Source organism: Streptomyces sp. NPDC055099, from assembly GCF_053607685.1.
On record NZ_JBSGUA010000001.1, the window covers coordinates 62,377 to 76,208 of the forward strand.

The 13,832-nt window shown below is 72.4% G+C and carries 10 protein-coding genes; 2 read left to right on the plus strand and 8 right to left on the minus strand.

Annotated elements, in window-relative coordinates:
* Positions 1-56: 56 nt before the first annotated feature.
* Together ACWFRU_RS00300 and ACWFRU_RS00305 are read right to left on the minus strand one after the other, a co-directional pair.
* Entirely contained in the window at positions 57-1,325 is a 1,269-nt protein-coding gene (locus tag ACWFRU_RS00300; protein WP_453683529.1) for an SWIM zinc finger family protein, read from the minus strand.
* Positions 1,322-4,339 carry a DEAD/DEAH box helicase gene (locus ACWFRU_RS00305; protein WP_453683530.1) on the minus strand — a complete coding sequence of 1,006 codons (3,018 nt, stop codon included), beginning with the start codon at positions 4,337-4,339 and terminating at the stop codon, positions 1,322-1,324. Before ACWFRU_RS00305 ends, ACWFRU_RS00300 begins: the two co-directional genes overlap by 4 nt.
* A 180-nt stretch (positions 4,340-4,519) precedes the next feature.
* On the opposite strand from ACWFRU_RS00305, the gene ACWFRU_RS00310 reads away from it, so the two are divergent.
* A complete protein-coding gene (locus ACWFRU_RS00310; RefSeq protein WP_453683531.1) occupies positions 4,520-4,945 on the plus strand; it encodes a RidA family protein in 426 nt (141 codons plus the stop codon).
* 10 nt (positions 4,946-4,955) lie between these two features.
* On the opposite strand, the gene ACWFRU_RS00315 is transcribed toward ACWFRU_RS00310, so the two are convergent.
* From ACWFRU_RS00315 to ACWFRU_RS00325, 3 genes are all read right to left on the minus strand, one after another.
* Positions 4,956-5,996 carry a glycoside hydrolase family 6 protein gene (locus tag ACWFRU_RS00315; RefSeq protein WP_453683532.1) on the minus strand — a complete coding sequence of 347 codons (1,041 nt, stop codon included), beginning with the start codon at positions 5,994-5,996 and terminating at the stop codon, positions 4,956-4,958.
* Positions 5,997-6,577: 581 nt separating this feature from the next.
* Positions 6,578-7,303 (minus strand): aspartate/glutamate racemase family protein, encoded by a 726-nt coding sequence (locus ACWFRU_RS00320; RefSeq protein WP_453683533.1) that lies wholly within the window; start codon positions 7,301-7,303, stop codon positions 6,578-6,580.
* Positions 7,303-8,790, minus strand: a complete 1,488-nt coding sequence (locus ACWFRU_RS00325; protein WP_453684452.1) for an NCS1 family nucleobase:cation symporter-1 — start codon at positions 8,788-8,790, stop codon at positions 7,303-7,305. The genes ACWFRU_RS00320 and ACWFRU_RS00325 overlap by 1 nt, the downstream gene beginning before the upstream one ends.
* Positions 8,791-8,973: 183 nt before the next feature.
* Here ACWFRU_RS00325 and ACWFRU_RS00330 point away from each other — a divergent pair, with 183 nt between their 5' ends.
* Positions 8,974-9,633, plus strand: a complete 660-nt coding sequence (locus ACWFRU_RS00330; RefSeq protein WP_453683534.1) for a GntR family transcriptional regulator — start codon at positions 8,974-8,976, stop codon at positions 9,631-9,633.
* A 38-nt stretch (positions 9,634-9,671) separates the two neighbouring features.
* On the opposite strand, the gene ACWFRU_RS00335 is transcribed toward ACWFRU_RS00330, so the two are convergent.
* The 3 genes from ACWFRU_RS00335 to ACWFRU_RS00345 are packed head-to-tail and all read right to left on the minus strand — an operon-like array spanning position 9,672 to position 13,779.
* Entirely contained in the window at positions 9,672-10,883 is a 1,212-nt protein-coding gene (locus ACWFRU_RS00335) for an MFS transporter (RefSeq protein WP_453683535.1), read from the minus strand.
* On the minus strand, positions 10,880-12,406 hold the full coding sequence (locus tag ACWFRU_RS00340) for a YfcC family protein (RefSeq protein WP_453683536.1): 1,527 nt from the start codon (positions 12,404-12,406) through the stop codon (positions 10,880-10,882). Before ACWFRU_RS00340 ends, ACWFRU_RS00335 begins: the two co-directional genes overlap by 4 nt.
* Positions 12,403-13,779, minus strand: coding sequence for a M20/M25/M40 family metallo-hydrolase (locus ACWFRU_RS00345; protein WP_453683537.1), 1,377 nt, complete (start codon positions 13,777-13,779; stop codon positions 12,403-12,405). Before ACWFRU_RS00345 ends, ACWFRU_RS00340 begins: the two co-directional genes overlap by 4 nt.
* Between the last annotated feature and the right edge of the window lie 53 nt (positions 13,780-13,832).

Genomic DNA, 13,832 nt, shown 5'->3' on the forward strand with positions numbered 1-13,832 from the left:
CAACAACAGCAACAGCAACAGCGGTCACTGTGTCGAGTTGCGTCGCCCACTGTGCCCTACGGTCCGACCATCGCCGTCAGAGCCCCCACCGGATCCGCGTCCGCCTCCCCCTCCGGCCACCAGTCGTCGCGCCCCGGCTCGCTTCGGTACGGGTACCAGCGGCCGTCGTGGCCGAAGCGGAGTTGCAAGGAGCCCTGTGCGTCCGTGAGTTGGTTCCGGTGGATCGTCATGCGCGGGAGGTCCGCCGCGAGCAGCGCGCCCCTCGCTCGGTCGAAGGGGCCCGCCGGGGGGTCCCACGGGGATTCCAGGACCGCCAGGCCCTCCTCGCCGCCCTGGCGCCAGGCCGCCGCCGCACGGGCGAGGTCCGCCGGGGTGTGGTCCACCGACTGTGCCAGTTCGGCGAATTGGCGGCTGAAGCTGCGGCGGCCCGTGAGGCCGGGGTGGGAGGCCGCGAGGCGGACCGCGTCGTGCCAGGGGTCGGCGGTGGGGAACGGGTCCGCGCCCGTGGTCAGATACGCGTGCGCACGGTTCGCCGTGTCCGTGGCCAGGAACTCCAGGGACGTGGGGCTGGGAGCGCCCGGGACCGACGGGAGGAGCGGGGCCTCCCCCGGGTGGGCGGGGGGCGCCGTCGGAGGCGGGAGCGGAGGGCGGTACTCCGTGGCCAGGACGTCCCGGGCCAGGGTGCCGGGGAGCGTCTCGGTGGTCGCGCCCCGCGCGGTGGCGGACTGCTCGCGCGCCGCCTGGTGCGCGTTCCGCTGGGCCAGCTCGTCGAGCAGCGCCTGTTCGTCTCCGCCTCGCAGGAGCAGGAGTACGAAGGGGTCGGCGTCCAGGAGCCTGGCCGTCTGGTAGGTGAGGGCTGCCGCGTGCTTGCAGGGGCGGCCGTGATCCGGGCAGGTGCAGGAGGGGACCAAGTCACCTGGTCCCGGAAGGAGTTGGACCCCGGAGCGTTCGGCCGCGTCCACCAGCGCGTGCGGCATGTCCTTGTCCAGGAGCGCCGCGATGTGCGCGGGTTCCGTGGCCACCGCGTCCAGGAAGCGGTCCCAGTCCTCGGGCTCGAGGGTGCGCATCCGGATCTCGGCGCGGTAGGGACGCGGGCGGCTCCCGTGTACGTACGCCACGATGCGGCCCGGCGCCACCGTGATCGTGTCGACGTGCCCCTCGCGGGCGTAGGCCCGGCCACGGGCGAGCCGCCCCGCGTCGAGCGACGTCCCCTCCAGCGCGCCGATCCAGGCGTTCCCCCACCAGGACGTGGCGAACGGCGCCTGAGGGTCGGGGTGTTGGGGCAGGGGAGGAAAGACGCGCCCGCCCGCACGCCCGCCCCTCACGACACCCTCCGCAACGACACCAGGTCCGCCAGGTCCGCGTCCGACAGCTCGGTGAGCGCCGACTCGCCGCCCTCGCCGAGCACCGCGTCCGCCAACGCCTGCTTCGCCGCGAGGAGTTCGGCGATGCGGTCCTCCACCGTGCCCTCCGTGATCAGGCGGTGGACCTGGACCGGCTGGGTCTGGCCGATGCGGTAGGCGCGGTCCGTGGCCTGCTCCTCCACGGCCGGGTTCCACCAGCGGTCGTAGTGGATGACATGGCCCGCCCGGGTGAGATTGAGGCCGGTGCCGGCCGCCTTGAGGGAGAGGAGGAACACGGGGACCTCGCCCGACTGGAAGCGGTCCACCATCTCCTCCCTCCGCTTGACCGGCGTACCCCCGTGCAGGAGCTGGGTGCCGATGCCGCGTCCCGACAGGTGCGATTCGAGGAGGCGGGCCATCTCCACGTACTGCGTGAAGATCAGTACGGAACCGTCCTCCGCCAGGATCGTGTCGAGGAGTTCGTCGAGGAGCTCCAGCTTCCCCGAGCGCGAGCGTCCCGCGCGCGTGGCGATCGCGCCGTCCTTCAGGTACTGCGCCGGGTGGTTGCAGATCTGCTTCAGCGCCATCAGCAGTTTCATGACCAGGCCCCGGCGCGCGATGCCCTCGGACGCCTCGATGCGGGCCAGCGTCTCGCGTACGACGGCCTCGTAGAGCGACGCCTGTTCGCGGGTGAGCGTCACCGGGTGGTCCGTCTCCGTCTTGGGAGGCAGCTCCGGGGCGATGCCCGGGTCGGACTTCTTGCGGCGCAGGAGGAAGGGGCGCACCAGGCGGGCGAGGCGGGCCATCGCCTCGTCGTTCTCGGCGAACTCGCCGCCCTCCGCGAGGCGGGCGTGGCGGGCCCGGAACGCCTTGAGCGGGCCGAGCAGGCCCGGCGTCGTCCAGTCCAGGAGGGCCCAGAGCTCGGAGAGGTTGTTCTCGACCGGGGTGCCGGTGAGGGCGACGCGTGCCGCGGAGGGGATCGTGCGCAGCGCCTTCGCCGTCGCCGCGTGCGGGTTCTTGACGTGCTGGGCCTCGTCCGCCACCACCAACCCCCACGCCTGGGCGGCCAGTTCGGAGGCGCTCGTACGCATCGTCCCGTACGTCGTCAGGACGAAGCCGCCCTCCAGGTCGCCGTCCAGGCTGCGGCCCGTGCCGTGGAAGCGGCGCACCGGGACGCTCGGCGCGAACCGCTCGATCTCCCGCTGCCAGTTGCCGAGGAGCGAGGCCGGGCAGACCACCAGCGTCGGCTCCGGCCTGGCCCGGTGCAGGTGGAGGGCGATCAGCGTGACCGTCTTGCCGAGGCCCATGTCGTCGGCGAGGCAGCCGCCGAGGCCGAGCGACGTCATGCGGTCCAGCCAGGCCAGGCCCCGGAGCTGGTAGTCGCGGAGGGTGGCGGCGAGCGCGGGCGGCGGGGTGACGGTGCGCAGGTCGTCGGTCAGGCGTTCCCGCAGGCGGGCCAGGGCGCCGACCGGGACCGCCTCGACGCGCTCGCCCTCCACTTCCGCCGTTCCCGTCAGCGCGACGGACAGCGCGTCCACCGGGTCGAGGAGGCCGAGGTCCCGCTTGCGCGCCTTGCGTACGAGTTCGGGGTCGACCAGGACCCATTGGTCGCGGAGGCGTACGACGGGCCGGTGCGCCTCCGCCAGGATGTCCATCTCCGCCTCGGTGAGGGGACTCCCGGCGCCGTCGCCCCCTCCTTCGCCGTCCTCCGCCCCCAGCGCCAACTGCCATCTGAATTCCAGCAGTTGCTCGGTCTTGAAGAAGTCGAAGTTGTCGGCCGCCGTGCCGGGGGCGGGGCGTACGACCGCGGTCGCCGTCAGGCCGCGCGTCAGCTCGCGGGGCCAGTGCACGGCCACGCCCGCGGCGGCGAGCCTGGTCGCCGCGGCACCGAGAAGCTCGTACAACTCCCCCTCACTCAAGGGCAGTACGTCGGGGCGGGGCCGCTCCAGGAGTCGGGTCAGCGGCGGCCATACGCGGGCCGCGCGCCGCACCGCGAGGAGCGTGTCCACGCGGGCCCGCGGGCCGAAGTGGTCGGCGCCGGACCAGAGTAGGGCCGCGTCGGCCACGAGGGTGGGGTCGGCGAGGCTGTGCACCTGCACGACGGCCGCGGCCGGGCTGGCCATGCTCTCGCCGGTGACCTCCGTACGCCTGCCGTGCGGAACATCCTCAGGTACGTCCTCAGGTACGTTCCCGGGAACACCCTCAGGAACGCCGCCACCCCCGGCATCCGTCGCCGCGTCGAACACCTCGTGCGCCTGAAGGTCGAGCCGCAGCGACACCCGTACGCCGGCGTCCATCCCGGCGGCCACCTCCGCGGCCCACTCCCGCGCGCCCGGCAGCCGCTGCGGCTCACGCGCGGCGAAGGGCGCGCCGACCGCGTGCGCCGCGGCGGGCGTACGCGGCAGGGTGTCCACCACGGCGTCGGCGAAGGCCCTGACCAGCGCGAAGGGCTCGGGGAGCAGGAGGGGCCTGCTGCCGGGGAGCGGTACGGCATGCGCCTCGGCCGGCATCGCCGCGGCGATGGCCCGCAGCTGCGTGACGTCGGCGGTGTCCAGCGGCCCCGCCCGCCACGCGTCGAGATCACCGCCGGTCAGCCCGGGCAGCAGCCTGCCCCGCGCGGCCAGGTGCAGCGCGTGCCGGGCGGCGGCGGCCCAGCAGGCCACGGCGGGGTGCGGGGACGCGGCGCGCAGCAGGAGCGGGAGGGCTTCCGCCACGGGCAGGGTCCACGCGGGGACGGTACGCGTACGAACACCCTTGCCGTGGCGGCGTACGACGGCGATCTCCTCCTCGACACCACGGACCGGCGAGTCCGCCGCGCCGGGAGCGACGAAGGCGCCGCCGGCCGGGGCCCAGAACGCGATCCGCCCCTCCCTCGGCACCTCGGCCGGAAGGAACACCGCGGCGCACGACCGCACGAGCTCCGCGAGCAGCCGCTCGGCCTCGCGGGGCGGACCGGCGTCGGCGGCGTCCGTGTTCGCGGCGACTCCCGCCCTCACGTGCACCACCTCGCTCACCCTCAGTCACCCCTACGCCGTTCCCGCACCTCAGCCGTGCCATTCCCGCACCTCAGCCTAGGCCAGCCGTCCCGCGGCGAGCGCCGGGTGGCCCGTCCGACGCCGCCCGCCCCGGCGGAATTCGGATGCGCCCCCGCTCCCCGCTCCCGCAGGATCGGGCCCATGACCACCACACAGCGCACCGTCGTGCCCACCCTCTTCCCGCCGCCCGGTTACGCCCACGCCGCCCTCGTCGAGGCCGGCACCACGCTCGCCTTCATGGCGGGCTCGGTGCCGCTGGACCCCGAGGGGAACCTCGTCGGAGAGGGAGACGTGGCGCGCCAGACGGAACAGGTCATCGCCAATCTCGACGAGGCCCTGCGCGCGATCGGCAGCGATCTGACGCAGGTCGTGGCCAGCACGGTGTACGTCGTGAGCGAGGCGCCCGGCCCGCTGAGCGAGGCATGGGAGGTGATCCGCGCCTCCGACCTGCTCGCGAAGGGCCCGCACACCTCGACGCTGCTCGGGACGACGTGCCTCGGCTACCCGGGCCAGCTGGTCGAGATCACCGCCACGGCCGTGGTCCCGAAGGCGCCTCCCGCCGCCTGAGGCGGCCCGGCTACTGCCGTGCCCTGCTCGCGAGCCCCAGCGCGTACTCCGGCCACCACTGCCCCGCCTTCGGCCCGCCCCGGCACGTCCCGTCGGACTCGCCGGGACGCTTGATCCACAGGTAGGCGTCGAGCGCGGGGTCGCCGGTGGCGGTGGTGGGCGGGGTGCCGAGGGCGCGGCCCGGGGGGTTGCACCAGGGCTGGTCGTCGCTGCCGGTGTAGGGGCCGTTTCCGTTGCGGCTGCTGTCCACGACGAAGTGCTTGGACCCGCCGAGCGCCGCGGCGATGCGATGTGCGTACGCCGAACTCTCGGCGTTGGTCTGATGGTTGGACGTGTTGACGGCGAAGCCGTCGGCCTTGCCGATCCCGGCCTGCCGCAGCGGGGCGACGAGGCGCCGTTCGTCGGGGATCCAGCCGGAGTTGCCCGCGTCCAGGTAGACCTTGGTGTGCGGGCGGGCCTTGAGCCGGTCGACGACGTGGGCGAGCAGGCCGTACCGCTCGTCGGCGTCGGCCTTCGCGCAGCCCGCGATCTCCTGCGCGACGGCGTCGGGTTCGACGATGACGTACGCGGCGCGGTCGCCGATGCCGGCGGCGAGTTCGTCGGCCCACGTCCGGTACTCCGCCGCGGTCGCCGCCCCGCCTCCGGAGTAGTCACCGCAGTCGCGATGCGGGATGTAGTACGCGACGAGTACGGGGGTGCGCCCCGCCTCGGTGGCCGCCAGCGTGACCGCGCGGGCGGTGGGCCCGGGGTCGGCGCCGTACAGCCAGACGGCCTGGGGGCGCCCCGCGATGCGCTGGATGAGCTGGGCGTCGGCGGTCCGGCCCTGGCTTCGCCATGCGGCGACCTGGCGGGCGGCGGCGCTGTCCGGGTCGACCCAGAACTCGGTGGCCGGCGGGGCGGACGCGGGCCCGTCCCCGTCACGCGGGCCGGTGCCGTCCGCCTGAGCGGCGCCGGACGCCGCGGCGCTCACCAGGAGCGTGGCGGCCAGGAGCCGGGCGAGGCGGGGTCGGGGTCGACCGGGTGATCGGAAGGGCGGCTGCGACTGCGACACCGGGCACCTCCAGTTGCTCGGCGCCGGACGGGCCCGGCGCGTTCCCCGGAGTCTGCGGCGACCGGACCACCGCCATGCCCCCTGCACCGCCGGTCGGGCGACAGATCACCAGAAGAATCACTCCGACGGCCGCCCGAACACCCACCCCAAGCCCACACCCCAAGTACCCCCGCCCCGACCACGCTTGACAGACCATCGACTCGCACCCGGCGCGCTCCCCGGAATCTGCGGGAGCCAGGCCACCGCCACGCCTCCCGCACCGCCGGTCAGCCGACGGATCACCAGAAGAATCACTCCGACGGCCGCTCAAACACCCCCCGCGCCCGCCCCCCAAGTACCCGCATACCGCCCACGCTTGACACACCACCAACTCGCACCCGGCGCGTTCCCCGGAGTCTGCGGGAGCCGGGCCACCGCCACGCCTCCCACACCGCCGCTCGGCCGACAGACCACCAGAAGAATCACTCCGACGGCCGCCCGAACACCCACCCCAAGCCCACACCCCAAGTACGCGGCCCTCGCGGATGCTTGGCATGGCCACCGACTCGCGCCCGCCCAACCCGGGCCCGGCAACCGACCGCCTACGAAGGGCCACTCCGCCTCCGCCCCCAAGTCCGCTCCTTGGGAAGGGGTTTGGCGTAGCCGCCCGAACGGCTCGTGGTCAGGCCCAGGGTGATCAGGGACTCGGCGAGTTTCACCGCCGCCGCCACTCCGTCGACCACCGGCATGTCGAGGGCGGTGCCGACCTTCTCCTGCAGGCCGGTCATCCCCGCGCAGCCGAGGACCAGGACCTCGGCGCCCGCGTCGCGGGCCCGTTCGGCGGCGGCCAGGAAGGCCCGGGTGGTGACCTCGGAGTCCCCGAGGTCGAGGACGCCGAGCCCCGTGCCGATCACCGCCGCGCAGTTCTGCGCGACGCCCGCCGCGTGCAGGCTGTCCTCGATCTGGCCGCGCGTCCGGTCGAGGGTGGTGACGACGCCGTACCGCCGCCCGAGCAGGCAGGCGAGATGCGCGGCGGCCTCGGTGATGTCGACGACGGGCACGTCGAGAAGTTCCCGGGCGCCCTCGCGTCCGTGCTCGCCGAACCCGGCCATGACCACGGCGTCGCAGGGTTCTTCGTAGCCGCGCAGGGTGTCCAGGACGGCGGCCGCCGAGAGGTAGCTGTCGAGCCACCCCTCGGCGGACTCGGGGCCCCAGGCGGGGGTGAGCCCGGTGATCGTGGTGCCGGGGGCGGCGGCCGCCGTGGCACCCCGCACGATCTCGTCGGTCATCGCCCGCGTGGTGTTGCAGTTGGTGACGACGATGCGCACTAGGCCTCCACCGCGTCCGTGGGCGCCGCGGCCCGCTCGGCCCCGCACAGCGCCGCGGCCCGCTCGGCCCGGCACAGCGCCGCGTACAGCAGCGCGGCCGTGGCCGTCCCGATGAACCAGGAGTACGGCGCGACGTAGTCGAAGAACGGCACGAGCGCGCACACCGCGGCGACACCGGCGGTCGGCACGAACGCCCCCAGCGCCTTCGGGTTGACGCCCTTCTTGTAGTAGTAGGCCGATCCGGGCTCGGCCTTGAAGAGCGCCTCGGCGTCGATGCGGCCACGCTTCACCCAGAAGTAGTCGACCGCGATGATCCCGAACAGCGGTCCGAGGAAGGCGCCGAGCCCGCCGAGGAAGTAGTTCACGACGGTCGGGTTGGAGTAGAGATTCCATGGCGTGACGAGCAGGGCCGCCACCGTGGAGATGATCCCGCCGATCTTGAAGGTGATCTTCTGCGGCCAGACGTTGGCCAGGTCGTACGCGGGCGAGACGAAGTTGGCCACGATGTTCACGCCCATCGTGGCGACGGCGAAGGTGAGCGCCCCGAAGATCAGCACCCAGGTGTTGCCGATCTCGGCGACCAGTTCGGCGGGGTCGGTGATGGCCTTGCCGAAGACCTCCAGGCTGCCCGCGGTGACGATGACGGAGAGGATCACGAAGGCCGTGGAGTTGATGGGGAGGCCCCAGAAGTTGCCGCGCTTGACGGTGCGGTAGTCGGGGGCGAAGCGCGAGAAGTCGCAGAAGTTGAGCATCAGCGTGCCGTACGTGGCGAGGATGAGGCCGATCGCGCCGAACCACTGCCGCACCTGCTCACCGGTGGAGACCGGGTTGGGGGTGCTGGTGAGCGAGATGGTCCAGCCGGCCTTCCAGAGGATCCACACCGCGAGGGCGATCATCACGACCCAGATGGCGGGCCCGCAGAAGTCCTGGAACTTCCGTACGGATTCCATGCCTTGGGTCATGATCAGCCCCTGCACGAGCCAGAGGGCGACGAACGAACACCAGCCGAGGGCGTGCAGGCCGAGGAAGGAGTGCTCGGTCCACGCGTCGAGGCCCGGGAAGGCGGCGATCAGCATGACGTTGACCGCGATGGACGCCAGATAGGTCTGGATTCCGTACCACATGATGGCGATCACGGCCCGGATCAGGGCGGGGATGTTGGCGCCCCAGACGCCGAAACTGATGCGGCTGACGACGGGGAACGGCACGCCGTGGCGCTGGCCGATCCGCCCCATCATGTTCATCCCGACGTAGATGAGCACGAAGCCGACGAGCAGGGAGGTGAAGATCTGCCAGACGTTCAGGCCGAGGACCAACAGGCCCGCCGCGAACGTGTAGTTGCCCAGGTTGTGGACGTCCGACATCCACAGGGCGAAGAGGTCGAAGACCTTCCACTTGCGTTCGGTGGAGGGGGCGAGGTCTTCGTTGGTGAGGCGGGGGTCGGGCACGAAGTCGGTCGCGGCGCCCGGGGAGTCGGCGCGCTGGATGGGTGTCACGGGGGTGAGGGACACGGGGCCTCCTGCAAGGGGGACGGAGGTGCGCCACCATTTGGTATACCAAGTTTTGGTATACCAAAGATTCCGACATGCTCCCGCTCCCACCGGCGCCCGGCAATGTCCGTACGGTTACGAATCGGTAAATCGATGCGGGGTTCGGCAATGATGGACCCCATGACGACCGTGGAGCAGCCGCTGGCCGCCGTACGCGAACGAGTGCTCGCCGAGCTGCGGCAGGACATCATCGCCGGACGCCTGGGACCGGGCGACCGCCTGGTGGAACGCGAGCTCGCGGAGCGTCTCGGCGTGTCCAGGGTTCCGGTCCGCGAGGCGATCCGGGCGCTGGTCGCCGAGGGCTTCGTCACCTTCGAGACCCCGCGCAGGACCGTGGTGCGCCGTCTGACCCGCACCGACGTGGCCGAACTCTTCGAGCTGCGCGAGGCGTTGGAGGTGTTCGCGACGGGACGCGCGGCGGAGCGGGCCACGGAGGAGGGCCTCGCGGAGCTCTCCGCGCTGCTCGACAGCGCGGCCGAGGCGACGCGCACGGCGGACGCGGAGGCGATCACGGACATCAACACCCGCTTCCACGACCGCCTGCTCGCGATGGCGGGCAACGGCCTGCTGACCTCGGTCATGGAACCGGTGGACGGGCGCCTGCGGTGGATGACGCGGCGCAACGAGGAGTGGACGCATCTGCTCGCGGAACACCGCGAGTTGTACGAGGCGGTGGCGTCCGGGGACGCGGAGCGCGCGCGGCGCGTGGCGCTGGCCCACGTACGGACCAACTACCGCTCCACGGTGCGCCACCTCTTCGGCGAAGAGGAGCAGGACTAGGCCCCCCGGGCCCCACCCCGGACCCCAGCCGACCTCGGTCACGAGGCCCGCAGCACCCGCATCCGCCCGTACGCGTACACGCAGCCCGCGAGCGCCAGGTCCGAGAGCAGCATGAACCCGATCGAGTACGAGTCCTTGGCGCTGTAGATCGCGCCCATGACCAGCGGGGGGACGAAGCCTCCGAGGCCGCCCATCGCTCCCACGATCCCGGTCACGGAGCCGACCTGCGCCTGGGGTGTCACCTGGGAGACCAGGGCGAAGACGCTGCCGCTCGCCGTGCCGAGCCCGGCCGCCATGACCAGGAAGCAGATCGTGCCGCCCGGGTTCAGCGACGGTTCGAAGGCCTGCGCGATGGCGAAGACGGCGACGACGCCCAGCGCGACCGAGGTGACCGAGGCGGGGTGGACACGGTCCGACAGCCAGCCGCCGACGGGCCGGAAGATGACCGTGACCAGCGCGAAGCCGGCCGCCTTGGTGCCCGCGTCGGTGGGCGAGAGGTCGTACCAGGTCTTCAGGTACGTGGGCAGGTAGACGCCGAAGGCGACGATGCCGCCGAAGCCGATCGCGTACAGCGCGGAAAGCTCCCACGTCACCCGCAGCCGTCCCGCCTCGCCGAGGCGGGTCGCGAGGGGGCTCGTCGGCACCGGCCGGTCGGGGCGGTCGGTGATGAGCAGCGCCGCGACCACCGCGAACGCCGCGAGGGCGATCGCCACGACCAGGAACGGGAGATTGTCGCCGTGCTTGGCGATACGGGGCGTGAAGTAGCCGGAGAGCGCCACACCGCCCATGCCCATGCCGAAGACGCCGAGCGCGAAGCCGCGGTGCGCGGGCGGGAACCAGGAGTTGACCAGCGGGATGCCGATCGCGAACGTCGTCCCGCCGAGGCCGAGCAGGAAGCCGACCGCGAGCATCGCGACGTAGTTGTCCTTGGCCGGGATGATCAGCAGCACCGGCACGATGGTGAGCGCCGAGACCAGCGGGAACATCAGTTTGGCGCCGTAGCGGTCGGTGAGCGCGCCGACCGGGACGCGGCCGAGCGAGCCGACGATGACCGGCACGGCGACCAGCAGGGACTGCGCGAACGAGGAGAGCCCGAGCCGCTCCCCGAAGTCGCTGCCGAGGGGTGCGATCAGGTCCCACGCCCAGAAGGTGAGGGTGAACCCGACGGTGGCCACGAGGAGATTGCGGTAGGCGGCGGCCGAGGGGCGTGCCGCGGCGGACGCGGCGGTGGCCGGTGCTTTCGTTGTCATGTGAGAGCCGCTCCAAGCGCCACGAAGGCGCAGATCAGGACGAACAGGATGGCGAGCAGCGGCCACACGAAGCGCAGGTACTTGTCGTAACCGACCTTCGCGAGTGCGACGCCGCCGATGGTCACGGCCGTGGTCGGGACCCACAGATTCATCCAGCCGCTCGCCGCCTGCCAGGCCGTGACGACGACGGAGCGCGAGACCCCGGCGAAGTCGGCGAGCGGGGCGAGGATCGGCATGGCGAGGGTCGCGTGGCCCGAGGTGGAGGGGATGAGGAAGGCGAGCGGCAGGTTCACGACGAAGACGATGATCGCGAAGAGGCCGGAGGACGTGCCCTTCACCACGCCCTCGATGGAGTGCAGGACGGTGTCCGTGACCTTCGAGTTGTTCATGATCACCGTGACGCCGCGGGCGAGCACGATGACCAGCGCGGGCGAGATGAAGTCGGCCGCTCCCTGGGTGATGGTCGAGCTGAGCTGCTGCTCGCCCATCCGTGCCACGCACCCGACGAGTACGGCCGCCACGAGGAAGAGCGCCGCCAACTGCGGGAAGGACCAGCCGAGTTCGAAGCCGTACGGCTGCGCGTCCGCGTCGCCCGTCAGCGCGCTCGACCAGGGCACCACCGAGAAGATCATGAACGCGAAGACGAGCGCGACCAGGACGAGCACGGCCTTGTGCAGGCGTGTCAGCTCGGGCACCTCGCCCGCGTCGGCGGCGGTCTGCCCCCGGTCACCGGGCAGGAAGCCGGAGAGGGAACGCGCCGGGTTCTTCTGTACGCGCTTCGCGTAGCGGATGACGTAGGCGATGGTGACCGCGGTCAGGACGATCCACATCGCGAACCGCAGGATGATGCCGTCGCCGAGCGAGATGTCGGCGGCGGACGAGGCGACGCCGGTCGCGAACGGGTTGACCGTCGAGCAGAGCACGCCGATCCCGGCGCCCAGGATGATCGCGCCGACCGCGACCATGCGGTCGTAGCCGAGGGCGAGCATCAGCGGCACGATCAGGCCGTAGAAGCCGAGGGTCTCCTCCGCGAAACCCTCGACCGTGCCGAGGACGGAGAAGACGAGCATCACCCCCGCGATCAGCATCGCGCCGCGCTCGCGCAGCCGGTGGGCGAGGCGGCCGATGCCGCGGTCGAGGGCACCGGTGGCGAAGACGACGGTGATGAACGCGCCGATGGCGAGCACGAACAGGAAGACGCCCGCGCTGCCGTACAGCTCACCGGCCAGGTCGGGGCCGACCACGCCCGACTTCTCGTCCTGGATGCCGTACAGGCCGTTGACCGGGGCGAGGAAGAGGTCGTTCAGCCGGTCGACGAAGGTCTGGCCCGAGTCGACGCGGTGGTAGCTGCCCTGGACGGGGGCGCCCTTGTCATCGCGGTCGTACGCGCCGGACGGGATGAGGAAGGCGAGCAGCCAGACGGCGACGGTGACGATCGCGAGGATGGTCAGGGCGCTGGGGAAGGTGAACTTCGGCTTGTGCCGCGGCTCTTCGGTGCCGGGATCGGTCGTGGTGGTGCTCATGCGCCGCTCTTCCCGTTTCCGGCGACGCCCCCGAAGTCCGCGGCGTACTCGCGCACGAACGCCGCCATGGCGACGACGGTGTTGCGCAGCTCGGAGAACAGGACGCGTTCGTTCGGGGCGTGCAGATTGCACATGCTGTCCTGGGCGCCGAAGAGCAGGACCTCGGCGCCGGGCGCCGCCTTCGCGAGGCCGTTGACCAGCGGGATGGAGCCGCCGGTCGCCACGAACGAGGCTTCTTCGCCCCAGGCCTCCTTGAGCGCGGCGCGGGCGGCACGGTAGGCGGGGCCGCCGGTCGCGGCCTCGTAGCCGGGGCCGGTGTCGCCGGGCGTGACGGTGAGGGGGACGCCGAAGGGGGTGAGCGAGCGCAGGTGGTCGACCAGCTTCGCCCGGGCCTCCTTCGCGCCCTGCCGGGGGTGGAAGCGGAGGTTCAACTTGGCGCGCGCGTACGGCACGACGGCCGAGGCCGCGTGCTCGACGCTCGGCGCGTCCAGGCCGACGACGGTGATCGCGGGACCGCTCCAGAGCCGTTCGCCGAGGCTGCCGCTGCCGACGAGCGGCACCCCGTCCACCACCCCGGCGAGCTCGCGGAACTCCTCGTCGGTGTAGCCCGTGCCGCTCCAGTCCTCGCGCCGCAGCCCCTCCACGGCCACATCGCCGTGTACGTCGTGCAGGGTGGCCAGGGCCTTGAGCAGCACGAGCAGCGCGTCGGGCGCCGCGCCCCCGAACTCCCCGCTGTGGCGCGGCTCGTCGAGGGTGCGTACCTCCACCACGACCTCGGACGCGCCGCGCAGGGCGGTGGTGAGGGTGGGGGTGCCCGGCCGGAGGTTGCCGAGGTCGGCGACCACCATGGCATCGCAGGCGAAACGCTCGGGGGCGGTGGGCGGATAGTCGTCGAAGGCGCTGCCGTACTCCTCCTGGCCCTCGATGACGATCTTGATCCCGACGGGCGGGCGGCCGCCGTAGGCCCGCAGCATTCCCAGGTGCGCGATGACATTGGACTTGTCGTCCGCGATGCCGCGGGCGCGCAGGCCGCTCCCCGCCTCGTCGATGGGGGTCGGCTCGAAGGGCGGCGACTCCCACAGGCTCTCGTCGCCGGGCGGCTGGACGTCGTAGTGGCCGTAGAGCAGGACCGTCGGCGCCTCGGGGGTCGGCGGCGGGATCTCCCCGTAGATCACGGGCGCGGTGTCGGGCAGGTCGAGCCGCTCGACATGGGGCACCCCCGCTTCCCGCAACAGCTCGGCCAGCAGGTCGTGCGCCTCCTGTACCGGTGCGGCCGGGAAGCCGGGGAAGGCGATCGACGGAATCGCGGCGAGGCGTACGAGGTCGGCCCGCAACGTGTCCATCAGGCCATCGACAGTGGCTTCGAGCTTCATGGGCGGCACCCCTCGGTCTACGTCCCGCTTTGCGGCGAATAGACCGAATTATC